Genomic DNA, 23,811 nt, shown 5'->3' with positions numbered 1-23,811 from the left:
GAAAACGCGATGAAAAGAAAACTTTCCTGGCTTTGTGCAGTGGCTGTGGGGATGAGCGCACTTCCCCCAATGATGACCCTTGCGGCACCCGCGAACCCTGCTGCGCCCACCGTGCCGACCGTTGCGCCCGCAACGCAACCGGTTGTCACCCAGACGCCGAACCAATCGGAAGCCCTGACGCCGACCACGCCAACGGAAGGGCAAATGCCGGCCAGTAACGGCCAGCCAGTCATCGGCCAGGTGATGCCGGGCGTGCCGGGCGCGAATGCGCCTGTGGTTGCGGCAAATGCGCCCTCGCGCGATGTGAAGCTGACCTTTGCACAGATTGCGCCGCCGCCGGGCAGTATGGTGCTGCGTGGCGTTAACCCGGACGGAGGCGTCGAGTTTGGCATGCGCAGCGATGAGCTGGTATCAAAAGCCGTGCTGAATCTTGAGTACACGCCATCACCTTCATTACTGCCGGTGCAGTCGCAACTGAAGGTCTACCTGAACGATGAACTGATGGGCGTGCTGCCGGTAACGAAAGAGCAGTTAGGCAAAAAAACGCTGGCTCAGGTACCGATCAATCCACTGTTTATCACCGACTTTAACCGGGTGCGTCTGGAGTTTGTCGGCCATTACCGTGATGTGTGTGAAAACCCGGCCAGCACTACGCTGTGGCTGGACATTGGTCGTAGCAGTTCGCTGGATCTGACTTACCAGAAACTGGCCGTGCAAAATGATTTGTCGCACTTCCCGGTGCCGTTCTTCGATCAGCGTGATACCCGCGCGTTAGATCTGCCGATGGTCTTTGCCGATGCGCCGGGTATTGCACAGCAGCAGGCCGCCGCGGTCATTGCGTCCTGGTTTGGGTCCCGTACTGGCTGGCGTGGTCAGCGCTTCCCGGTCAGTTACAACGCGCTGCCAGATCGTAATGCCATTGTCTTCGCCACCAATGACAGGCGTCCTGATTTCTTGCGCGATCTGCCTGCTGTTAAGGCGCCGACCGTCAGCATGATCAGCCATCCGAATAACCCCTATGTGAAGCTACTGGTGGTGATGGGCCGCGACGACAACGATCTGCTGCAGGCGGCGAAAGGTATTGCCCAAGGGAATATTCTTTTCCGTGGCGATACGGTCACGGTTAATGAAGTAAAACCGTTGCTGGCACGCCAGCCGTACGATGCGCCGAACTGGATCCGCACCGATCGTCCGGTGACGTTTGGCGAGCTGAAAACCTATGAAGAGCAGTTACAGTCCAACGGCCTGGAGCCGGCGTCGATTAACGTGGCGCTGAACCTGCCGCCGGACCTCTATCTGCTGCGCAGTAACGGCATTGATATGAACCTCAATTACCGCTACACCGCGCCGCCGACCAAAGATAACTCGCGCATGGATATCAGCCTGAACAACCAGTTCCTGCAATATTTCAATCTGCTGGGTAATCAGGATTCTAACAAGTTGCTGTTGCGTCTTCCGGTATTGCAAGGCCTGCTGGATGGTAAAACCGATGTGTCTATTCCGGCGCTGAAACTGGGTGCAGTCAACCAGCTGCGTTTTGACTTCCAGTATATGAACCCAATGCCGGGCGGTACTCTTGAAAACTGCATCACCTTCCAGCAGGTACCGAACCGGGTCGTGATTGGCGACGACTCCACTATCGATTTCTCGAAGTACTATCACTTTATTGCCATGCCGGATCTGCGCGCCTTTGCGAATGCCGGTTTCCCGTTTAGCCGTATGGCTGATCTGTCGCAAACCATTGTGGTCACTCCGCCTAAACCGACGGCGGCTCAGGTATCGACATTGCTGGATTCTCTGGGTGCAATCGGCGCGCAAACCGGGTTCCCGGCCATTAACGTGCAAGTCACTGACGACGGTAGCCAGATTCAGAACAAAGATGCCGACATCATGATCATCGGCGCCATTCCTGCACAGCTAAAGGATGATAAAAAAGTCGATCTGCTTGTCGATGCAGCGCAAAGCTGGGTGAAAACGCCGCTGCGCCAGACGCCATTCCCTTCCATCGTACCGGATGAGGCTGACCGTCGGGCGGATGTACAAACCGGCGTCGCGTCGCAGGGGCCAATGGCGGCGATTGTCGGCTTCCAGTCACCGTATAACGATCAGCGCAGCGTTGTTGCACTGCTGGCGGATAGCCCGCGTGGCTATGAATTGCTGAACACTGCCATGAACGACAGCGGTAAACGCGCCGCGATTTTCGGTTCGGTCACCGTCATCCGCGAATCCGGCGTGGATGGTCTGCGTGTCGGCGATATTTACTATGTGGGGCATTTGCCGTGGTTTGAACGCATCTGGTATGCGCTGGCAAACCATCCGGTGCTGCTGGCGGTGCTGGCGGCGGTCAGCATTGTGCTGCTGGCCTGGGTGCTGTGGCGTCTGCTGCGCATTATCAGCCGTCGTCGTCTTGACCCTGATCACGAGTAATGAGCATGAGAGCGCTACGCTGGGTTGTCATGGCGCTGGTGTTGGTGGCGATGAATGCGCGCGCCGCCTGCACATGGCCAGCCTGGGAACACTTTAAACAGGCTTATATGAGCGACGGCGGGCGGGTCATTGACCCCAGCGATGCGCGCAAGATAACCACCTCGGAAGGGCAAAGCTATGCGCTGTTCTTTGCGCTGGTCGCCAACGACCGCAAGGCATTCGACACGCAGCTGGACTGGACGCAGAACAACCTGGCGCAGGGCGATCTTACAGCCCGGCTTCCTGCCTGGCTGTGGGGAAAGAAAGAGGACACCAGTTGGGACGTGCTGGACACCAACTCCGCGGCGGATTCGGATCTGTGGATAGCCTGGTCGCTGCTGGAAGCGGGGCGGTTGTGGCAAGAGCCGCGCTATACCACGCTCGGCAAGGCGCTATTGAGCCGCATCGCAAAAGAGGAAGTGACCAACGTGCCAGGGCTGGGATCAATGCTGTTGCCTGGCAAAGTCGGCTTTGCTGAAGCGACGAGCTGGCGTTTTAACCCCAGCTATTTGCCGCCGCAACTGGCAAGTTATTTCACCCGTTTTGGCGCGCCGTGGACAACGCTGCGCGAAACCAACCTTCGCCTGTTGCTGGAGACGGCGCCAAAAGGCTTCTCGCCGGACTGGGTCCGCTATCAAAAAGGCAAAGGCTGGCAGTTGCAACCCGGTAAGACGCTGGTAAGCAGCTACGATGCCATCCGTGTCTATTTATGGGTGGGTATGATGCACGACCGCGACGGGCAAAAAGCGCGGTTGCTGGAGCGACTCAAACCGATGGCGACAGTGACAGCGAAGAATGGCGTGGTGCCAGAGAAAGTCGATGTCGCGACCGGCCAGGTGCGCGGTGATGGCCCGGTAGGGTTTTCCGCCGCTTTGCTGCCCTTTCTGCAAAATCGCGATGCGCAGGCGGTACAACGTCAGATCGTCGCCGATCGTTTTCCTGGCGATGATGCCTACTACAGCTATGTTCTCACTCTGTTTGGGCAGGGGTGGGATGAGCACCGTTTTCGTTTCACCCCTCGCGGTGAGTTACAACCTGACTGGGGCCAGGCATGCGCAAGTTCACAGTAAGTTTACTCTGTCTCTCACTCGGTTTTGCGCTGGTGCCCGCCGGGCAAACAGCCGAACCCACGGCGCAGCAGCAATTGCTGGAGCAGGTGCGGCTGGGAGAAGCCACGAAGCGTGAAGATCTGGTGCGTCAGTCGTTGTATCGCCTCGAACTTATCGATCCGGACAATCCGGAAGTCGTTGCCGCCCGTTTTCGTTATCTTTTGCGTCAGGGCGATCAGGCCGGAGCGCAAAAACAGCTCGATCGTATGAAGCACCTGGCGGCGAATTCCAGAGCATATAAATCCTCTGTCACCACGATGGCGCTCTCTACGGCGGAGGGGCGTCAGGCGCTGCAACAGGCGCGGTTGCAGGCGACGACTGGCCATACGCAGGAAGCCATTGCCGCCTACGATGCCCTGTTTAAAGGCAACCCGCCGGATGGCGATCTGGCGGTAGAGTACTGGTCGCTGGTGGCGAAAGTGCCGGCGCGTCGCAGTGAAGCCATTAACCAACTGAAAACCCTGAACGCCGCTAACCCCGGGAACGTGCAACTGCAAGGCTCGCTGGCGCAATTGCTGTTTGGCGAAGGCCGCAGCGCGGAGGGTTACGCGGTGTTGCAACAGATGGCTAAATCTGGAGCCGGGCGTGATGCGGCGGCAAGCCTTTGGTACCAGCAAATTCAGGGCATGCCGGTGAGCGATGCCAGTGTGAAAGCGCTGCAAAACTTTCTCGCGGTGTTCAGTTCTGGCGATACGGTGGATGCGGCCCGCAGCCAGCTTGCGGCTCAGCAACAGCAGTTGGCGGACCCGGCATTTCGGGCACGCGCGACAGGGCTGGCGGCGGTCGATGCCGGTCAGGGTAAAAAAGCGATTGGCGAACTTCAGCAGGCGGTTAACGCCAATCATACTGACAGTGAAGCCGTTGGCGCGCTTGGACAGGCCTATTCACAAAGCGGCGATCGCGCACGCGCCGTGGCGCAGTTTGAAAAAGCCATCGCTATGGATCCCACCAGTGGAAGCCGCAGCAAGTGGGATAGCCTGCTGCAAACCAACCGTTACTGGCTGCTGATCCAGCAGGGTGACGAGGCGCTGAAAGCAAAAAATCCCGCGCAGGCGGAGCGTTACTACACCCAGGCGCGTGGGATTGATAATAGCGACAGTTACGCGGTACTCGGTCTGGGCGATGTGGCGACAGCCCGTCAGGATAGCGCAGCAGCAGAGCGTTTTTACCGCCAGGCGTTGCGCATGGACAGCGGTAACAGTAATGCCGTGCGTGGGCTGGCGAATATTTACCGCGCCCAGTCGCCGGAAAAAGCCGCCAGCTTTATTCAATCCCTGACGGCCAGTCAGCGTCGCAGCATTGATGACATTGAACGTGGGCTGAAAAATGATCAGCTGGCGCAGCAGGCGGAAGCGCTTGAAAACAAAGGTCAGTGGGCGCAGGCGGCAGAGCTGCAGCGCCAGCGGCTGGCACTTGACCCCGGCAGCGTGTGGATCACCTACCGTCTGGCCAGTGATTTGCGTCAGTCGGGCAGGCAACACGAAGCCGATGCGCAGATGCACCAACTGGTGGCGCTGAAACCGCGCGATGCGGAGCAGGTGTATGCCTACGCGCTCTATCTCTCGGGAAATAATCAGGAACTGGCGGCGCTGAACCATCTTAATGGTCTGCCGAAGGATCAGTGGAACAGCAATATTCAGGAACTGGCGGAGCGGCTGCAAACCAACCGGGTAATGGAAAACGCCAATCGTCTGCGCGACAGCGGACATGAAGATCAGGCGCTGGCGCTATTGGCGCAGCAACCGGCTACCGCCCGTATTGATTTGACTCGCGCCGACTGGGCGCAACAGCGTGGCGACAGCGCCTCTGCACAACATTACTACCAGCAGGTGTTATCGCAGGATGCAAATAACGACGATGCTCTGCTCGGCCTGGCGGAGCTGTATGCCGCCGGGGGCAACGCCATGGCAGCGCGCGCGCAGCTGGCGAAACTGCAAACCACCACACCCGCAGCGCCGCCATCCATCAACACACAGCGCCGGCTGGCACTGGTGCAGGCATCGCTGGGCGATACCACCAGCGCGCAGCAAACCTTTGCGGCTATCGTGCCGCAGGCGAAATCGCAGCCGCCTTCAATGGAGAGTGCGCTGGTATTGCGTGACGCCGCCCGCTTCCAGCGGCAACAGGGCGAGCCACAACAGGCGCTGGATACCTACAAAGATGCGATGGTGGCGGCAGGCATTGCGACCCGCCGTCCGACTGATAACGATGCCTATACGCGCCTGACGCGTACAGAGACAAAAGATGACTGGCTGAAGCGCGGCGTGCGCAGCGATGCGGCGGAGCTCTATCGTCAGCAAGATCTCAATGTCACGCTGCAACATGAATATTCCGATTCGAGCGGCACCGGCGGTTACTCTGATTTGAAAGGGCACACCACCATGTTGCAGGTGGATGCGCCGCTGTCCGACGGGCGGGTGTTCTTGCGCACCGATGTGGTGAATATGAATGTCGGCAGCTTTGCCACCACCGACGGTACTTACAACCCTAATTGGGGAACCTGTTCCGCAACGCCCTGTAGCGGCAACACACATCAGAGTTCCAGTGGCGCAAGCTTTGCGGCGGGCTGGCAAAATGAAACCTGGGCTGGCGATATCGGCACCACGCCAACGGGCTTCGATGTGGTCGACATTGTCGGGGGGCTGAGTTACAGCAGCGATATCGGTCCGCTCGGTTACACGGTGAATGTCCATCGTCGCGCTATCTCAAGCTCGTTGCTGGCGTTTGGCGGCCAGAAAGATACCAATACCGGTACCACCTGGGGCGGCGTGCGCGCCACCGGCGGCGGTGTCAGCGTGAGTTATGATAAAGGCGACGCTAATGGGGTCTGGTCGAGTTTCAATGTCGATTCCCTGACCGGCAAAAACGTAGCGGATAACTGGCGTATGCGTTTGATGGCCGGGTATTACTACAAGCTGATCAATAAAGACAATGAGCGCCTGACGGTCGGCCTGAATAATATGTTGTGGCGCTATAACAAAGATTTGAGCGAGTACACGCTGGGGCAAGGCGGCTATTACAGCCCACAGCAGTATGTTTCGTTTGCGGTGCCGGTGACGTGGCGTAAACGCACCGAGAACTGGTCGTGGGAATTGGGCGCTTCTGGCTCCTGGTCACACGCCAGAACCACCGGGACGAAACGCTACCCATTGCAGGGGTTGATCCCGGATAACGAAACCTTCCCCAACGGCAACGCGAAGTATTCCGACAAGGATCGTGGCAGTTCGACCAGCAGTTCTAACGGTTTTGGTTATACCGCGCGGGCGCTGGTTGAGCGCAGAGTGACAGCCCACTGGTTTATTGGTGCAGGGGTGGACATTCAGCAAGCGAAGGATTATACCCCAAGCCACGCATTACTCTATGTCCGTTATTCCGGCGCAGGCTGGCAGGGTGACATGGATATTCCGCCTCAACCGTTGATGCCTTACGCCGACTGGTAAAAAAAAGATAATTCCTGGCGGGAAACTGCCGCGTGGCTGGCTCAGCGCGCGGCAGCGAATCACCAAAAATTCAACACGTTACCCTCCCTTTTTGCTGCGCTTTCCACAGCGCCAGGCAATCTGCCTGCTTGCTGGTCTCAAGCGCGTTGCGATCGAGTATACTCTGGCGGCAGAGTTCGCCGTTTATTTCCTCTGCGCTCATCGTATCTCTGGAGAGTGATTTTGCGTGTTAGCCGTTCTTTAACCATTAAACAGATGGCCATGGTTTCTGCCGTGTCGATGGTATTTGTTTTTATTTTTTGCGTTATTTTGCTGTTCCACTTTTTACAGCAGAATCGCTATTACACGGCCACGCAACTGGAAAGTATTGCGCGTTCTGTTCGTGAACCGCTCTCTGCGGCAATTCTGAAGGCGGATATTCCTGAAGCGGAGTCCATTCTCAAACAGATTAAACCGGCGGGTGTGGTCAGTCGCGCAGATGTGGTATTGCCGAATCAGTTCCAGGCGCTGCGGGTGCGCTTTATTCCGGAACGCCCGGTGCCGGTGATGGTCACTCGCTTCTTCGAATTACCGATCCAGATCTCCTTGCCTGTTTACTCCCTTGAGCGCCCGGCCAATCCCCAACCGCTGGCTTATCTGGTGTTACAGGCGGATTCCTGGCACGTCTATAAATTTGTTATCAGTACGCTCTCAACGTTAGTAACTGCTTACTTGCTGCTTTGGTTAGTGCTGACCGTGGCGATCTCCTGGTGCGTTAACCGGCTGGTGATACATCCGCTGCGTAAAATGGCGCGCGAGCTGAACGACCTGACGGCCGGAGAGCGGATTGGCCACCAGATGGCGCTGCCAGCGCATCACCATGATGATGAAATTGGCATGCTGGTGCGTAGCTACAACCGTAACCAGCTGATTATGTTGCGTGAATATGACGCGTTAAATATTCAGTCGACCCATTTCCCGGTATCTGGTTTGGCGAACAAAGCCTTTTTGATGGCGTTACTGGAGCAGGCAATTGCCCGCCAGCAGGCCACGGCCTTGATGATCGTCTCCTGCGAAACGTTGCACGATACTGCCGGTGTGTTGCAGGAGAACCAGCGTGAGATGTTGTTGCTGACGCTGGCGGAGAAGCTGAAATCCGTAGTGTCGCCGGATAGCGTACTGGCGCAGGTCAGCGGCTATGATTTTGCCATTATCGCCAACGGTGTAAAGGCGCCGTGGCATGCCATTACGCTAGGTCAGCAAGTGCTCACTGCTATGAATGAGCGCGTGCCGCTGCACGGAATTCAGCTGCGCCCGACCGCCAGCATCGGTGTTGCCATGTTCAATGGCGAAGTGAACGCGGAACAGCTCTACCGCCGTGCGGTTTCGGCAGCGCGTAATGCCCGGCGCAAAGGCAAAAACCAGATCCAATTTTTCGACCCTGAGCAGATGGAACTGGCGCAGCAGCGCTTAACCGAGGAGAGCGATATTCTGACCGCGCTCGATGAGGGCAAATTCGCCGTCTGGCTGCAACCGCAAGTGGATATGACGACCGGCAAACTGGTGAGCGCCGAAGTGTTACTGCGTATGCAGCAAGCGGATAATCGCTGGGATTTGCCAGACGGGCTTATCGAGCGCATGGAAGCCTGCGGCCTGATGATAAATGTTGGCTACTGGGTTCTGGAAGAGTCCTGCCGTTTGTTGTCGGCGTGGCAATCCCGCGGGATTATGCTGCCGTTGTCGGTCAATCTTTCTGCCTTGCAGCTACTGCACCCAAATATGGTGCCAGACATGCTTGAATTACTGCATCGCTACCGTATTGCACCGAATACCCTGATTCTCGAAGTGACCGAAAGCCGCCGTATTGACGATCCGCAGGCTGCGGTCGCGATCCTTCGCCCATTGCGTGATGCCGGGGTGCGCATCGCCCTGGATGATTTCGGCATGGGGTATGCCGGGCTGCGTCAGTTGCAGCACATGAAGTCGCTGCCCGTGGATGTGTTGAAAATCGACAAATTGTTTGTCGAAGGGTTGCCGGAGGACAGCAGCATGGTGTCGGCCATTATTCACATGGCGCGCAGCCTCGGGCTGGAGATTATCGCCGAAGGGGTGGAGAACGAGGCGCAGCGACGCTGGCTGGCAGAGGCGGGTGTGGATGTGGCCCAGGGCTTTTTATTTGCCCGCGCGACCACGCCGGAGGTTTTCGAAGGCCACTATTTCGCCGCGACGGATAAGGCTGAAAAACAATAAATTGTTATGGGCTTGTGCGAGTCAGTTCAAACTTTTTAACATTGTTGTTTCAGAAATGATGTAAGTTTATTTCTGTCATGTTTGACGGGTGTTATTTTTAAATCGCAGGCTAGGTAAAAATCCCCACTAAGCCTGAGGTTTAATCCAAGGACACCTTATGAAAACCTCTTTGTTTAAAAGTCTCTACTTTCAGGTTCTGACGGCGATTGCTATCGGTATCCTGCTTGGCCATTACTATCCTGAACTCGGCGCGCAAATGAAGCCGCTTGGTGATGGCTTCGTTAAGCTTATCAAGATGATCATTGCCCCTGTCATCTTCTGTACGGTTGTTACCGGCATCGCGGGCATGGAAAGCATGAAAGCGGTGGGACGTACTGGTGCCGTTGCGCTGCTTTACTTTGAAATCGTCAGTACGCTGGCGCTGATCATCGGCCTGGTGATTGTTAACGTGGTGCAACCCGGCGCGGGCATGAACGTGGACCCCGCAACGCTGGACGCCAAAGCGGTTGCTGTTTACGCCGAACAGGCGAAAGAGCAGGGGGTCATTGCGTTCCTGCTTGATGTTATTCCTTCCAGCGTGATCGGCGCATTTGCCAGCGGCAACATTCTGCAAGTGCTGCTATTTGCTGTGCTGTTTGGATTTGCGTTGCATCGCCTTGGCCATAAAGGCCAGTTGATTTTCAACGTCATTGAAAGTTTCTCGCAGGTGATCTTCGGTATCATCAACTTCATCATGCGTCTTGCCCCGATTGGTGCTTTCGGCGCAATGGCATTCACCATTGGCAAATACGGTGTTGGCACGCTGGTGCAACTCGGTCAGTTGATCATCTGCTTCTATGTAACCTGTATTCTGTTTGTGGTGGTCGTACTGGGTGGCATCGCGCGGGCAACCGGCTTTAGCATCTTCAAATTTATCCGGTATATCCGTGAAGAGCTGCTGATTGTGCTCGGTACGTCGTCATCTGAATCCGCGCTGCCGCGTATGCTGGAGAAAATGGAACGCCTGGGGTGCCGCAAATCGGTGGTGGGGCTGGTTATTCCGACCGGGTACTCTTTCAACCTGGATGGTACTTCCATTTACCTGACCATGGCGGCGGTCTTTATCGCGCAGGCGACGAATAGCCAGATGGATATCTTCCATCAAATTACGCTGCTGGTGGTGCTGCTGCTCTCCTCGAAAGGCGCTGCCGGGGTGACTGGCAGTGGGTTTATCGTGCTGGCGGCCACGCTGTCTGCGGTTGGGCATTTGCCGGTGGCGGGCCTTGCGCTGATCCTGGGTATCGACCGCTTTATGTCTGAAGCGCGTGCGTTAACCAACCTGGTCGGTAACGGTGTAGCGACAATCTTCGTCGCAAAATGGGTGAAAGAGCTGGACCAAAAACAGCTCGTCGATACGCTGAATAATCGTGCTGACAGCACGAAAACCCACGAAATTTCCTCATAATTTCACTACTTATGACCGCAGTCCCTTGTCGGGCTGCGGGCTTCTGCGCATAATCCCCCCAGATACCGACGCCATTCATGATGAATTTTCGGGATAATTCACTTCGCAGTGAGACGTTTTGCGTTTCTTGTGGTCTAAAAGCGAAGTGTTTTTATGTATCTTTCGACCTCCTCCTGGAGGGCTAACTTTTTAACCAGGAATGTTGATTAGGGGTTCACATGCAGGGCACAAAAATTCGATTGTTAACAGGCGGTTTGCTGATGCTGGCGGCTGTCGGTTATGTGCAGGCAGATGCGCTCCAGCCAGACCCGGCGTGGCAACAAGGGACACTGGCGAATGGTTTTAAGTGGCAAGTGTTAGCCACGCCGCAGCGCCCCAGCGATCGTATTGAAATTCGTCTGTCTATTGATACCGGCTCGCTCTCCGAAAGCACACAACAGAGCGGATTCAACCATTTTATTCCCCGTATCGCGCTGACCCATAGCGGTCGACTTGAACCGGCGCAGGTACGTTCTTTATGGCAGCAGGGCATCGATCCGAAGCACCCACTGCCTCCGGCTGTCGTCTCTTACGACTTTACGCAATACAGCCTGAGCCTGCCGAATAACCGCAGCGATCTCCTGAAAGAAGCGCTGGTCTGGCTGGCCGACGCCGCCGGTAAGCTCACTATCACACCCGAAACGGTCAGCCATGCGCTGGCCAGCAATGATGTGGTCGCAACCTGGCCTGCCGACACCAAAGACAACGCGTGGCGGTACCGTCTGAAAGGCTCCGCACTGCTGGCGCATGACCCCTCCGACGCGCCAAAAGATCCGGTCGATGCCGAACAGGTCAAAGCATTTTATGAAAAATGGTACACCCCGGACGCGATGACGCTGATTGTGGTCGGCAACGTGGATAGCCGGGCTATCGCCGAGCAAATTAATAAGACGTTCGGTGAGTTAGAAGGGAAACGCCATACGCCTGCGCCGGTGCCGACATTGTCGCCGCTGCCGCGCCAGCCGGTAAGCCTGATGACCGACGCGGTCACACAGGATCGGTTGTCGATTATGTGGGACTCGCCCTGGCAGCCGATCCGTGAGTCTTCGGCGCTGGAGCGTTACTGGCGTGCGGACTTAGCGCGCGAGGCGCTGTTCTGGCATATTCAGCAAAACCTGACCCGCAACAACACCAAAGACATTGGCCTGAGCTTTGAATGCCGGGTGCTTTTCCAGCGCGCCCAGTGCGCCATTAATGTCGATTCGCCGAACGACAAGCTGAATGCTAATGCAGGCGTTATTGCCCGGGAACTGGCGAAAGTGCGTGAAAAAGGGTTGCCGGAAGAGGAGTTCAAGGCGTTGATTGCGCAGAAGAGCCTTGAATTACAGAAACTGTTTGCCACGTATGCTCGCACGGGGACCGACATTCTGATCAGCCAGAGAATGCGCTCGCTGCAAAACCAGGTGGTGGACATCGCCCCGGAACAGTATCAGAAACTGCGCCAGGCGTTCCTGGCAAGCCTGACGCCGGAAATGTTGAACCGGGATCTGCATCAGCAACTATCGCAGGATATGGCGTTAATATTGCTGCAGCCGAAAGGGGAACCGGAATTCAATATGAAGGATCTGCAGGCGACGTGGGAAGGCGTGATGGCACCCGCGGATGCGTCTGCTGCGCCCGCCGCCGCCGATGACACCCATTCGGATGTCTCAGATATTCCACCGCAGCAATGATCTGCTCATGATATGAAAAAGGCCCGCTTATACGGGCCTTTTGTTTTGAGTACGTCACGATAACTGCTGTGCGTACGCACAAAATCAGTCTGGCATGGCCTCGTGCGGAATAATCGCGCCGCGATACTGAATCACTGTACTGGCGGTTAAGTGGCCGCGTTTCGCCGCTGCTGCGGCGTCGCCCCCGGTAAGACGCACGGCAAGGTAGCCCGCGCTGAAGGAGTCGCCCGCCGCCGTTGTATCAATCACTTTCTCTTTCGGCAATTTCACGGCCGGTACTTCAATTATCGCTTCACCGGTAATAGCAACCAGGCAGGAGTCTGCGCCGCGTTTGATCACCACTTCCTCAACGCCCGCGCGCTGCGTACGTTCAATGACCTCTTCTACCGGTTTAGCGCCCCACAGCAAATCTTCATCATCCAGCGTCAGGAAGGCAATATCGGTGCAGGCCAGCATCTGCTGATATACCTGCTGCGTCTCTTCTTTGCTGTTCCACAAACGCGGGCGATAGTTATTGTCAAAAATGACCTTGCCGCCGTTGGCGCGGCATTCCTGCAGCAATGACAGCAACTTCTGGCGGCTGTTCGGGCTTAAAATCGCCAGGCTGATGCCGCTGAGATAGAGATAGTCGAAGGTCGCCAGCTCTTCGCAGATGGCGTCTGCCTGCTCACTCTCCAGCCAGAATTTCGCTGCAGCCTCGTTACGCCAGTAGTAAAAGGTACGTTCGCCGGTTTCATCGGTTTCGATGTAGTACAGGCCCGGTAAACGGTTTTCCATTCGCTGAATCAGGCGGGTATCCAGCTTTTCACTCTGCCAGGCTCCCAGCATTTGCTGGCTGAAACTGTCCGTCCCGAGCGCGGTAACATAGTGCACCGACAGGGCCGCCGGGTCGACCTGGCGCGCAACATATACGGAGGTGTTAAGGGTATCGCCGCCAAAGCCACGCTTAACATCGTCGCCTTTTTGTGACAGCTCAATCATGCATTCGCCAATGATGGCAATTTTCCTGGACATAGTCGTGAACCTGAATCAGATGAATTAACGATAGTGTGCGTTGTGGGTGTTTCGTGGTCAACTATATTAAAACAACGTTCCAGTATTTTTTTGAGCTAAAGCGTATTCCATGCATATTCCGCCGTGTCGTTTTTTAATTTTGCAACCTGCATGAACATAAAGTTATCAGACGGAGCGCCGATAACCCTTTGACGAGTTCTTCCAGGTCATCCCATCGACAGGACAGCAGAAATGAAGTTAAAGCAGGTCATCCAGCAACTCAGTATTCCTGAGGCGAGCATCGAAAGCTTGCAGGAACGGCGTTACTGGCTGCAATGCGAACGTGCTTATACTTATCAGCCCATCTACAAAACAGATGGACGCCTGATGGCTATTGAAGTATTGACCATTGTTACCCATCCCTCGCAGCCAGAAACCCGCATTGCTCCGGACCGTTACTTTTCAGAAGTCCCGGTGCGTCAGCGCGTGGAAGTGGTATATGAACAAGTGGCGCTGCTGGCGGAACAAAAGGCATTTTTTGCCGAAAACGATGTGCTGGCGTCGGTGAATGTTGATGGCCCGACCCTGCTGGCAATGCGCCAGGTAGATGAGTTGATGTCACTGGTGGAATCGCTGCCGTGGATCCGTTTTGAACTGGTTGAACATATTCGATTGCCGCAGGATTCAACATTCGCTTCAATTAGCGAAATCGGTCCGCTGTGGCTTGATGACTTTGGTACCGGGATGGCGAATTTCTCTGCGCTGAGCGAAGTCCGGTACGACTACATCAAAGTGGCGCGTGACTTGTTTATCATGCTGCGCAAAACCCCGGAAGGGCAGAATTTGTTCACGTTGCTGTTGCAGTTAATGAACCGCTATTGTCAGGGCGTGATTGTCGAAGGGGTTGAAACGCTGGAAGAGTGGCGTGATGTGCAGGACTCTCCCGCTTTTGCCGCTCAAGGGTATTTTCTCTCTCGCCCGGTTCCGTTAACCCGACTTGAACACGTGATACTCGAGCTGTAATCGCCGCCCTTTCCCTGAGCCTCAGCTATCTTTATGAAAGCAAGGCTTAAAAAGGAAAGGCACAATGACAAAAACGAGTAAAGCGATCATTGCCATCGTTGCAACGCTACTGCTGCTGATTGTGGTTGCCATTATTATCATCGCCACATTCGACTGGAATCGCCTTAAACCTACCATCAATGAAAAAGTCTCCGTCGAGCTGAATCGTCCGTTTGCCATTCGTGGCGATCTGGGCGTGGTCTGGGAACGGCAAAAAGAAGAGCCAGGCTGGCGTAGCTGGGTACCATGGCCGCATATTCACGCCAATGACATTATGCTTGGCAACCCGCCGGATATTCCCGAAGTCACGATGGTGCATCTGCCGCGCGTGGAAGCCACGCTGGCTCCGCTCTCACTGCTGACCAAAACTGTTTATCTGCCCTGGGTCAAACTCCAGCAACCGGATGCCCGGCTGATCCGTCGCTCAGACACCCTCAATAACTGGACATTTACCCTCGCCAGCGAAGGTAACAAAGACGCAAATGCGCAGCCTTCAGGCTGGTCTTTCCGCCTCGACAATATTCTTTTTGATCGCGGACGTATCGTCATTGACGATAGCGTCACCCGCTCCGATATAACGATCCTCGTCGATCCGTTGGGTAAACCGCTGCCATTTAGCGAAGTCACCGGTAACAGTGATGCGAAAGTGAAAGCGGGCGATTATGTTTTTGGCTTGACGGCGAAGGGGCGCTACAACGGCCAACCGCTCTCTGGTTCCGGGAAGATCGGCGGTATGCTGGCGTTGCGCGGTGATGACACCCCCTTCCCGGTACAGGCAGATTTTCGTTCCGGTAATACCCGCGTGGCGTTTGTCGGCACGGTAACCGATCCGCTGAAGATGGGCGGCGTTGACTTGCAACTGAAGTTCGGCGGTGATTCGCTTGGCGATCTGTATGACCTCACCGGCGTGCTGCTCCCGGATACGCCACCGTTTGAAACCGATGGTCACCTGGTGGCGAAGCTCGATAACGAAAAAAGCTCCCAGTACGATTACCGTGATTTCAATGGCCACATTGGCGCCAGCGATATTCACGGTACGCTGCGCTACACCACTGGCAAGCCGCGTCCGAAACTGGAAGGGGACGTTGAATCACGTCAGTTACGGCTGGCCGATCTGGGGCCGCTGATTGGCGTGGATTCCGGCAAAGGCACGGTGGCGAATAAAGATAAAAGCTCACCACAACCGGCGGACAAAGTGTTGCCCTACGATCGCTTTGAAACCGATAAATGGAACGTGATGGATGCCGATGTGCGCTTTAAAGGTCGCCGTATTGAGCATGGTTCAACCCTGCCGATTAGCGATCTCTCCACCCACGTGATGTTAAAAAATGCCGACCTGCGCCTGCAGCCACTGAAGTTTGGCCTAGCGGGGGGCACCATCTCTTCCACTGTTCATCTTGAAGGCGACAAAAAGCCGATGCAGGGACGGGCGGAAATTCAGGCGCGCCGGCTGAAGCTTAAAGAACTGATGCCCAACGTTGAACTGATGCAAAAAACGCTCGGCGAGATGAACGGCGATGCCGATATTCGCGGGGTGGGCAATTCGGTGGCGGCGCTGCTCGGCACCAGCAACGGCAATGTGAAACTGCTAATGAACGACGGTCTGGTCAGCCGCAACCTGATGGAGATCCTCGGTCTGAATGTGGGGAACTACGTAGTGGGGCAGATCTTCGGCGATGATGAAGTGCGGGTAAACTGCGCAGCCGCCAATCTGGACCTGGTGCAGGGCGTGGCGCGCCCGCAGATTTTCGCTTTTGACACGGAAAACGCGCTGATTAACATCACCGGGACTGCCCGTTTCGCCTCTGAACAGCTGGATTTGACCATCGATCCGGAAAGTAAAGGGGTGCGGATTGTGACGCTGCGCTCGCCGTTATATGTGCGCGGCAGCTTTAAAAATCCGCAGGCGGGCGTTAAAGCCGGGCCGTTAATTGCGCGTGGTGCGGTGGCCGCAGCGCTGGCGACGCTGGTCACGCCGGCGGCGGCACTGCTGGCGTTGATCTCGCCTTCAGAAGGCGAGCAAAATCAGTGTCAGGCCATTTTGTCGCAGATGAAGCGCTAAGTTATCGCCCTCTCTCCGGAGAGGGCGAACGCATTACAGCGACTGGTGCCTGGTTTCGTGGGTCAGCAGCAGCGCCAGCAGCGTTAATGTTGCCATCGCTGCCAGGTAAACCCCCACATAAAACAGACCGTAGTTTGCCTGCAGCCAGGTGGCGATGTAAGGAGCAACAGACGCGCCAAGAATCGACGAGACGTTGTAAGAGAAAGACGCCCCCGTGTAACGCACTTCTGTCGGGAACAGCTCCGGCAGCAGCGCCCCCATCGGTCCGAACGTTAACCCCATCAGGCTCAGGCCAATCAACAGGTATGCCATAACCAGCACCGGGTTACCGGAACCGAGCAGCGGCGGGAAGATAAACAACGCGAACACAATGATCATTGCGGTGATCGCCACCATGCTTTTGCGGCGCCCGAACGCATCCGCCAGCAAGCCCGCAACCGGCACCATCACGCCAAAACCAATGACCGCCAGCATCAACATCCACAGCACTTCGTTACGCGGCAGTCCCAGTCCCTGCGGCGAGGTGCTGTAGGTCATCGAGTAAACGGTCATGATATAGAACAGGGTGTAGGTCGCCAGCATGATAAAAGTGCCCAGCACCGTAACGCGTACATGTTTGGTTAACAGCGTACCCAGCGGCACTTTCACCTGTTTTTTCGCGGCGGCAACTTTGGCAAAAACCGGCGTTTCATGCAGTGAAACACGCACATACAAACCAATAATCACCAGCACGGCGGAGAAGATAAACGGAACGCGCCAGCCCCAGCTCATAAACTGCTCATCGGTCAGCAACCAGGAGAGCAGCAGGAAAGTACCGTTGGCAAAGAAGAAGCCAATAGGCGCGCCTAACTGCGGGAAGGAGCCATACAGCGCGCGTTTCCGCGGTGGCGCATTTTCTGTCGCCAGCAACGCCGCGCCGCCCCATTCACCGCCCAGCCCCAGGCCCTGGCCAAAACGGGCCAGCGCCAGCAGCAGCGGCGCCATGACGCCAATCGTTTCATAACCTGGCAGCAGGCCAATCAATACGGTCGAGATCCCCATCGTCAGCAGTGACGCAACGAGGGTGACTTTACGGCCAACGCGGTCGCCAAAGTGACCAAATACTGCCGAACCAATAGGGCGGGCAATAAACGCGATAGCGAAGGTGGCCAGCGACTGGAGTGTCGCCGCGGTCGGATCGCCCTGCGGGAAGAAGATATGCGGGAAAACAATGACCGCCGCGGTCGCGTAAATATAGAAATCGAAGAATTCGATGGCGGTGCCAATCAGAGAGGCGACGACGACTTTATTACGTGAGTTTACCGGTGGGTTTTCCTGCTCATTGTCTAATGTTGTAGCTGTAGCTTGCATAGAATTTTCTTATTTTTGGCGAACGAACGACCATATTAGTCACAGCAAAAGCGACATTTCAATCTGTAACAAAATGGCGGGCCGAGCAAAAAACAGGCAAAAAGCGGATAATTTTCAGACCCGAGATTTATCTTCTATGAAATGCTTCACACATTTTCAAAATTAGTGAATAAAACTGGTTTTTGGTTAAATAAAAGTTACGGTCTGGATTTTCATGCTGAATTAGCCGATCGGGCTGAAATATTGCAATTGTGATCAGCCCGATAGCCCGTTTAACGATCGGTTTTGCCTGGCATACGCGGGTCATCTTTGTACTGCGCAGTGGCGATCCACGCGGCGCAAAACAGTGTCAGGCGGGCGAAGAAGTAGAAGAACGCCATCAGACCCAGCACGGAGCCAAACGCCGCGCCAGAGGGGGACTTCACCAGCGATGGCAGGGTCCAGGTCATGATGATTTTAATCACCTCAAAACCCACTGCGGCGATCAGGGTGCCGCGGATCAGGGCTTTTCTGCGCGGGCGGTGGCGCGGCAATCGCCAGAAGATCCAGAAGAACAGCAAATAGTTAGCGAAAATGGAAATTGCCAGGCCAATGAGCCGCCATGCCGGTTTCAGCCACTCGATATAATCCAGGTAGAGCGCAGAGATGATGAGCTGCTGTGCCGCGCCGGAAATGGACGTGATCGACAGGGTGACAACCAGCGCGATCAGCAGACCAATCAGCGAAATAAAGTCGCGGAAATACTTCACCCAGATTTTTTCCTGGTCCTGTGCATTGCGCTCCCAGACATCACGCGACTGGGCACGAATGGCTTCGCGCAGGTTGCCCATCCAGTTCACACCGGAATAGAGCGCAATGGCCAACCCGACAATGCCCACCGTCGTGCGCTGTTGCACGGCGATATTAATGGTGTTCTTCAGCGTCGCCGCCATCGTCGGATCGCTGACGCTCATTAGGATCTTGTCGAAGATATCCTGTAATAACGTCGGGTGTGAGGCGAGCACAAAACCTGCCGCAGCAAAAGAAACCATCAGAATGGGGATCATCGATAAAAACGAGAAATAGGTGATGGCCGCGCCAAATTGGTTCCCCATGCGGTCGTTAAAGCGTTCCGTGGCCCGGATCAGATGCGCGATAACGGGAAAGCGCTGAATTTTTTGCACCATATCATTCAGCTTCGACAGCGTGGTGTTGCCCTTCGGGCTGGCGGTGTGTTCCTTTTCCGGCGGCGGCACCGTCATTTTCCTGACGGGTTCGTAGTCGAGATGTTGCGTCGGGCGTTTTTCGTGATTCTCCGGCGTCATCAGGTCGTTTTTCCTTTTCCTGAAGGTGAGGTAACTGGAATTATAGCCTGGTGCTAATCCACATAGTCTTTCAACGCGGCGGCCAGCCATTCCATAAAGAGGTGCACGCGACGCGAAAGGTTGCGGCGATGCGGGTATATCAGCGAAACCGGCATAGCTTCGGCGCGGTACTGGGGCAGGATCTCGACCAGTTTGCCGCTGCGTAACGCATCGCGCACGCCAACGCGGGGCACCTGAATAATCCCCAGCCCCGCCATGCAGGACGCCTGGTAAGTCTCGGTACTGTTCACGGTCAGAATGCCCCCGGTTTTTACCCATGTTGTCTGCCCGTTTTGCCACACTTCAAACCCCAGTGGGCGAACACCAAGGTTTGCGGCGTAATGCACCAGCGCATGGGAAGAGAGATCGTCGAGGGTTTCCGGGTAGCCAAAACGCGCCAGATAACCCGGGCTGGCGCAGTTAATGACCGAGAGCCGGCCAAGCTGGCGGGCAATCAGGCCAGAATCTTTTAGCGTCCCAACGCGTACCACGCAGTCAAAGCCCTCGCGGATAATATCCACCCGTCGGTCGCTGCTGCTCAGTTCCAGTTCGATGCCGGGGTACTGTTGCAAAAAAGTGGGCAACCGGGGGATCACCAGGTTTTTCGCCACGCCAACGGGCATATCCACGCGCAGCCGCCCGCTGACGCTGGCCGGATCGTGCAAAAACATACCGTCGAGTTCGTCGATATTCGCGAGCAGATCTTTGGCCCGCTCGTAATAGACCATGCCATCCTGGGTGAGCTGCACGCGGCGGGTCGTTCGATGCAGCAATTGCGTACCGAGATGCGTCTCCAGCGACTGGATCTGGCGCGATACGCTACCCTTAGGAAGCCCCATCGAGTCTGCCGCCCGGGAAAAACTCTCCAGTTCTGCGACGCGGATAAACAGTTGCATTGCGTAAATTTTATCCATCACGGCACTCGATTGTTGTCATCAGTGAAACAGTGAAGCGTAATTTAGCACCTTTATTGTTTTTCCGTCAGCTAATACGCTTTCCTGACACATTCCTTCAGTGAAAACGAGGTTTCTTATGACACAACCTATTGCATTAGTGACTGGTGGTAGCCGCGGTTTGGGTAAAAACGCGGCGTTGAAGCTGGCTGCACGGGGAACGGGAATTATCCTGACCTATAACCATAATGCTGACGATGCGCTGCGCGTTGTGCGCGAAATTGAAGAAAAAGGCGTGAAAGCCGTGGCATTGCAGCTTAATGTCGGCAATTGTGCCGCCTTCGCCGCGTTTACCCGACAAGTCCATGAACAGCTTAAAACGGTCTGGCAGCGTGAGACGTTTGATTATTTATTGAACAATGCGGGTGTCGGTATTAATGCAGCTTTCGCCGACACCCGCGAAGAGCAGTTTGACGAGTTGGTCAACATCCACTTCAAGGGGCCATTTTTCCTGACGCAGCATCTGCTGCCATTGCTCAAAAATGGTGGGCGGATCCTGAATGTTTCCAGTGGGCTGGCGCGTTTCTGCCAGCCCGGTTATGCCGCCTATGCTGCGATGAAAGGGGCGATGGAAGTCCTGACGCGTTATCAGGCAAAAGAGCTGGGTCTACGGGGGATCACCGTCAACATTATTGCGCCTGGTGCTATCGAAACGGATTTTGGCGGCGGCATGGTGCGGGATAACGAACAAATTAATCAGCACATTGCAGCGCAAACCGCGTTGGGGCGCGTGGGGTTACCAGATGATATTGGCGACGCCATTGCCGCATTACTGAGTGATGATCTGGCCTGGATGAATGCGCAGCGCGTGGAAGTCTCCGGCGGGATGTTCCTGTGAGGGCCGATGCCCGGCGGGTGACACTGCGCCGGGCGTGCACGGTTTATTGCTTCTGAAAATGGGTGACTTTGATTTGCGGCGGCTGCTGTTTTTTATCCAGCGAGCCGCTGATACCGACTAATTCATCCGGCGAGACTGATTTACCATCAAAAACGGCTTTGGGAATATAGGCCTGAATCTGATCGGTTTTGTCGCGGAACAAATAGAGATCTTTCCCCTCTTCTTCGACCAGATTGCCACGTAGCGAAATGGACGCGTTATCGTGCAGGGCTTTCGCCTGCTTAACCGTCATGGTACGCGCATCTTCAATACCGCGGTAACCGTCTGTGATTTTGTGCGGCGGCGGTGGTGCTTTGTCGGTCTTCAGGCCTGGTTGGTCTTCGGCAAACGCAGTAGCGCAAAGCAGAGTTGTGATGCAGGCGGTGGCCAGTACGATTTTTTTCATAACTTCTCCTGATAGTGTTCTGAACACAGCCTTAAGCCTGGCAGAGGTACAGGAGGTGTGCAGGCTAATTACCGGCTTTTGCAAATTCATGCCGCAGCAAGCCAAACAGCCAGTCATTTTGCCAGCGTCCGGCCAGCCAGTAGGCTTCGCGCAGTTCGCCTTCCAATAAGAAGCCTGTTTTTTCCAGTAAATGGCGTGAAGCAAGATTCCCTGCCGTCACTGTGGCCACCAGACGACGAATGCCGCCGTCATTAAACGCGTAGTGACAGAGCGCATTGAGCGATTCTCTGGCATAACCTTTGCCTTGTGCCTGCGGTGCAAACAGGAAGCCCACTTCTGCGCAATCATCTTCACGGTGAATGTATCCTGTCACGCCGAGCGGTAACTGGCTGGCATTGTCCCGTACCACTAAACAGAGCCAGTGCGGGCTGCCGGGAGACCATGACGGCAGGCGTGAGATAAATGCCGTGCGAATCTCCTGTTCTGAACGCGGTTCTGCGACATATTGCATCACCTCCGGCTGCTGTTGCAGCGCGAGAAAGAACGGCCAGTCGCGTTCGACGATCGGTTCACATATTAACCTGGGGGTACGAAGTATTGGCACGTTGAATGTCTCCAGTGATTTTTTTTACGTGTTCAAACGGTTGTCACTGATAATAATTATTATCTGCGCTATGTTTTAACTACAGATAAATAAAGAAAAAATTCAGCGCTGATGTAGGCCAGATAATTATTTCTTCAGTTGTACTTAAAGGAAAATAATGACACATACTGCCCCAGCTAGTACGGGTGAACAGTTTGAAAAATGTATTGCCGTTATTCGCGAGGCTGCCGTCGAAATTCTGTTATTACTGAATGCGCATTTCGATGAGGGAAAAGATCCCCGCTGGTTTCTTGAACAACTGGATATTGCGCGCCTCAGTATGGGTGGATGGGGCGCAGTGGCAAAACGACTTAAACTCAACGATGCGGAATTAACTCAGTTCACTTTACAACTTCGCCACTTGCAGCAGCTCGTTCCGCATTATGAGAGCGGGCAAAGCGTGACGGAAAATCAGCTTATTGCCGCATTACGCTTTGTGGCGGCGTTAGAAAACCTGCGCGCCCGGCAAAAATTGCTGAGCTACACCACGTTGCTAAAAGTGACGGATGCTCAACAAACACATGGCCTGGAGCAACTGCGGGCGCTGGAACTGATGATCAAATCGCTGGTTATGCAGGCATGGTCAGATCCTGAACGGCTGCGCAACCATCTGAAAATGCAGTTTGGTGCCGATCGCGTGCGTCGCTGGCTGCGGATTGGCGATCGAAACGATGTATTAAGCGGCATGCGCTTTAGTGAGCTGGCATTGCTGTTAATCGATAAAAAAGAGTTCAGCCAGCACTATGCACGATTGTTTAATGATTCGTCGGTCTTAAACCTTTTTCTGGAACCCCGCAAAACGCTACAAACGTTTCTGGATGATATCCGGCAGATCCGGACAACCGTGATTGCCAACCAGCCGCTCACCTCGAATCAGTTGAGCCTGCTGGAGAGTTATTACCCGCAAATTACCGGGCCGGTACAGCGGGCATGGGAAGAGGGGCGCACAAAAACGAACCCCGCTCACTTATTGAAAGAAGCGGGTGTGGGACTGGACGCTTTCTGGGAGCAAGCGCGCAAGCGTGATCGCGCCGCCGGAGGTGATGAGATGCCAATACGCGACAATATTGATCCCCCCGCTAAACGTGCAGCGCGCAGCCGCGAAGAGCGGGATGTGATGCTCTCAGGTGCGCTGTGGGGCGCGGTGGGGGTGATGGTACTGCTTATGGTCATTGGCGCGTTCTGGATGTTTAGCAGCGGGAGTTCTGTACCGGCTTCCCGTGGAAGCGGTATTTCAGTACCGATTGCCGAAGACAGGCAGCGAACCTCACCAAAAGAAGAACTGAGCAATATGGGGATCCCGCGCGATGAGAACAATTTCCGTTCGGCCATCGATCGTAATGACACCAAGGTGGTGTCGATGTTTTTACGCACGGGCATGAACTGGAAGCTCTCATGGACGGAACAGGCAATGGCGGCTGATAACAGCGAGGTGCTGGAAATGCTGTTGCGCTACCGGCTGCAAATGGATGAAAACCGCCCCTGTCGGCGCTTCATTACCACGCTCTCGCACGAAATGCTGGCCGGTAAAAAGTTAACGTCCATCGGCAAAGAATACCTGCGGGCCTTCTGTGCGCGGGAGCCGGTGGTAGAACGCCAGCGTTACGAGATGGAACAGGCGCAGTTGCGTTACAAAGCAGAACCTTCGGACGAGAATAAAAAACAGGCGGACATTCAGACCGCCATTTATAACGTCATTGACTAAGAGGCAGCCCTGCTGGC

Annotated in this window: 16 protein-coding genes; 10 read left to right on the top strand and 6 right to left on the bottom strand. The window is 55.3% G+C overall.

What is annotated here, in order from left to right; translation table 11 throughout:
* Window positions 1-9 precede the first annotated feature (9 nt).
* The 6 genes from bcsB to RTX30_RS11910 all read left to right on the top strand — a co-directional run bounded on the left by bcsB (window position 10) and on the right by RTX30_RS11910 (window position 12,400).
* Window positions 10-2,427, top strand: a complete 2,418-nt coding sequence (gene bcsB / locus RTX30_RS11935; RefSeq protein ID WP_312690007.1) for a cellulose biosynthesis cyclic di-GMP-binding regulatory protein BcsB — start codon at window positions 10-12, stop codon at window positions 2,425-2,427.
* Window positions 2,427-3,536, top strand: coding sequence for a cellulose synthase complex periplasmic endoglucanase BcsZ (bcsZ, locus tag RTX30_RS11930; RefSeq protein ID WP_409429814.1), 1,110 nt, complete (start codon window positions 2,427-2,429; stop codon window positions 3,534-3,536). The genes bcsB and bcsZ overlap by 1 nt, the downstream gene beginning before the upstream one ends.
* Window positions 3,518-7,015: a cellulose synthase complex outer membrane protein BcsC gene (gene bcsC / locus RTX30_RS11925; RefSeq protein ID WP_312690003.1), complete on the top strand. Its 3,498-nt coding sequence runs from the start codon at window positions 3,518-3,520 to the stop codon at window positions 7,013-7,015. The genes bcsZ and bcsC overlap by 19 nt, the downstream gene beginning before the upstream one ends.
* A gap of 222 nt (window positions 7,016-7,237) precedes the next feature.
* Window positions 7,238-9,244 (top strand): biofilm formation regulator HmsP, encoded by a 2,007-nt coding sequence (gene hmsP / locus RTX30_RS11920; RefSeq protein WP_312690000.1) that lies wholly within the window; start codon window positions 7,238-7,240, stop codon window positions 9,242-9,244.
* A gap of 157 nt (window positions 9,245-9,401) precedes the next feature.
* Complete coding sequence (locus RTX30_RS11915) at window positions 9,402-10,688, top strand: dicarboxylate/amino acid:cation symporter (RefSeq protein ID WP_312689998.1); 1,287 nt, start codon at window positions 9,402-9,404, stop codon at window positions 10,686-10,688.
* A gap of 218 nt (window positions 10,689-10,906) precedes the next feature.
* Window positions 10,907-12,400 carry a pitrilysin family protein gene (locus tag RTX30_RS11910; protein WP_312689996.1) on the top strand — a complete coding sequence of 498 codons (1,494 nt, stop codon included), beginning with the start codon at window positions 10,907-10,909 and terminating at the stop codon, window positions 12,398-12,400.
* Window positions 12,401-12,484: 84 nt separating this feature from the next.
* Here RTX30_RS11910 and RTX30_RS11905 read toward each other — a convergent pair whose 3' ends face one another.
* Window positions 12,485-13,414, bottom strand: a complete 930-nt coding sequence (locus tag RTX30_RS11905; RefSeq protein ID WP_312689994.1) for a sugar kinase — start codon at window positions 13,412-13,414, stop codon at window positions 12,485-12,487.
* Window positions 13,415-13,645: 231 nt separating this feature from the next.
* On the opposite strand from RTX30_RS11905, the gene pdeH reads away from it, so the two are divergent.
* Both pdeH and RTX30_RS11895 read left to right on the top strand, forming a co-directional pair.
* Window positions 13,646-14,416, top strand: a complete 771-nt coding sequence (gene pdeH / locus RTX30_RS11900; RefSeq protein ID WP_312689992.1) for a cyclic-guanylate-specific phosphodiesterase — start codon at window positions 13,646-13,648, stop codon at window positions 14,414-14,416.
* 64 nt (window positions 14,417-14,480) lie between these two features.
* On the top strand, window positions 14,481-16,517 hold the full coding sequence (locus tag RTX30_RS11895; RefSeq protein WP_312689990.1) for an AsmA family protein: 2,037 nt from the start codon (window positions 14,481-14,483) through the stop codon (window positions 16,515-16,517).
* Window positions 16,518-16,550: 33 nt separating this feature from the next.
* On the opposite strand, the gene RTX30_RS11890 is transcribed toward RTX30_RS11895, so the two are convergent.
* The 3 genes from RTX30_RS11890 to RTX30_RS11880 form a co-directional block, all read right to left on the bottom strand.
* The gene (locus tag RTX30_RS11890; protein ID WP_312689988.1) at window positions 16,551-17,867 is read right to left on the bottom strand and encodes an MFS transporter; all 1,317 of its coding nucleotides are present in this window, start codon (window positions 17,865-17,867) and stop codon (window positions 16,551-16,553) included.
* A 272-nt stretch (window positions 17,868-18,139) separates the two neighbouring features.
* Complete coding sequence (gene yhjD, locus RTX30_RS11885; RefSeq protein ID WP_312689987.1) at window positions 18,140-19,171, bottom strand: inner membrane protein YhjD; 1,032 nt, start codon at window positions 19,169-19,171, stop codon at window positions 18,140-18,142.
* A 53-nt stretch (window positions 19,172-19,224) separates the two neighbouring features.
* Window positions 19,225-20,124: a LysR family transcriptional regulator gene (locus RTX30_RS11880; protein WP_312689986.1), complete on the bottom strand. Its 900-nt coding sequence runs from the start codon at window positions 20,122-20,124 to the stop codon at window positions 19,225-19,227.
* A 118-nt stretch (window positions 20,125-20,242) separates the two neighbouring features.
* Between RTX30_RS11880 and RTX30_RS11875 the strand changes: the two genes are divergently transcribed.
* Complete coding sequence (locus RTX30_RS11875) at window positions 20,243-21,001, top strand: SDR family oxidoreductase (RefSeq protein WP_312689984.1); 759 nt, start codon at window positions 20,243-20,245, stop codon at window positions 20,999-21,001.
* A 43-nt stretch (window positions 21,002-21,044) separates the two neighbouring features.
* On the opposite strand, the gene RTX30_RS11870 is transcribed toward RTX30_RS11875, so the two are convergent.
* Window positions 21,045-21,446, bottom strand: a complete 402-nt coding sequence (locus tag RTX30_RS11870; RefSeq protein WP_312689982.1) for a YdeI family stress tolerance OB fold protein — start codon at window positions 21,444-21,446, stop codon at window positions 21,045-21,047.
* Window positions 21,447-21,510: 64 nt separating this feature from the next.
* Entirely contained in the window at window positions 21,511-22,050 is a 540-nt protein-coding gene (locus RTX30_RS11865; RefSeq protein ID WP_312689980.1) for a GNAT family protein, read from the bottom strand.
* 157 nt (window positions 22,051-22,207) lie between these two features.
* On the opposite strand from RTX30_RS11865, the gene RTX30_RS11860 reads away from it, so the two are divergent.
* Window positions 22,208-23,794 (top strand): STY4199 family HEPN domain-containing protein, encoded by a 1,587-nt coding sequence (locus tag RTX30_RS11860; protein ID WP_312689979.1) that lies wholly within the window; start codon window positions 22,208-22,210, stop codon window positions 23,792-23,794.
* Window positions 23,795-23,811 lie beyond the last annotated feature (17 nt).

The organism is Kosakonia sp., from assembly GCF_032052965.1.
In the GTDB taxonomy this organism is placed as follows: Bacteria; Pseudomonadota; Gammaproteobacteria; order Enterobacterales; family Enterobacteriaceae; genus Kosakonia.
Note: the sequence above shows the minus strand (reverse complement) of the source record. Positions and strands in the feature narration are given on the sequence as shown.

Bases quoted from the DNA above. Each gene is read 5' to 3' on its own strand.
- bcsZ (WP_409429814.1), top strand. From the start codon at position 2,427: ATGAGCATGAGAGCGCTACGCTGGGTTGTCATGGCGCTGGTGTTGGTG.
- RTX30_RS11890 (WP_312689988.1), bottom strand. From the start codon at position 17,867: ATGCAAGCTACAGCTACAACATTAGACAATGAGCAGGAAAACCCACCG.
- RTX30_RS11875 (WP_312689984.1), top strand. From the start codon at position 20,243: ATGACACAACCTATTGCATTAGTGACTGGTGGTAGCCGCGGTTTGGGT.
- RTX30_RS11910 (WP_312689996.1), top strand. From the start codon at position 10,907: ATGCAGGGCACAAAAATTCGATTGTTAACAGGCGGTTTGCTGATGCTG.
- RTX30_RS11905 (WP_312689994.1), bottom strand. From the start codon at position 13,414: ATGTCCAGGAAAATTGCCATCATTGGCGAATGCATGATTGAGCTGTCA.
- bcsB (WP_312690007.1), top strand. From the start codon at position 10: ATGAAAAGAAAACTTTCCTGGCTTTGTGCAGTGGCTGTGGGGATGAGC.
- RTX30_RS11880 (WP_312689986.1), bottom strand. From the start codon at position 20,124: ATGGATAAAATTTACGCAATGCAACTGTTTATCCGCGTCGCAGAACTG.
- yhjD (WP_312689987.1), bottom strand. From the start codon at position 19,171: ATGACGCCGGAGAATCACGAAAAACGCCCGACGCAACATCTCGACTAC.
- pdeH (WP_312689992.1), top strand. From the start codon at position 13,646: ATGAAGTTAAAGCAGGTCATCCAGCAACTCAGTATTCCTGAGGCGAGC.
- bcsC (WP_312690003.1), top strand. From the start codon at position 3,518: ATGCGCAAGTTCACAGTAAGTTTACTCTGTCTCTCACTCGGTTTTGCG.
- RTX30_RS11895 (WP_312689990.1), top strand. From the start codon at position 14,481: ATGACAAAAACGAGTAAAGCGATCATTGCCATCGTTGCAACGCTACTG.
- RTX30_RS11870 (WP_312689982.1), bottom strand. From the start codon at position 21,446: ATGAAAAAAATCGTACTGGCCACCGCCTGCATCACAACTCTGCTTTGC.
- RTX30_RS11915 (WP_312689998.1), top strand. From the start codon at position 9,402: ATGAAAACCTCTTTGTTTAAAAGTCTCTACTTTCAGGTTCTGACGGCG.
- RTX30_RS11860 (WP_312689979.1), top strand. From the start codon at position 22,208: ATGACACATACTGCCCCAGCTAGTACGGGTGAACAGTTTGAAAAATGT.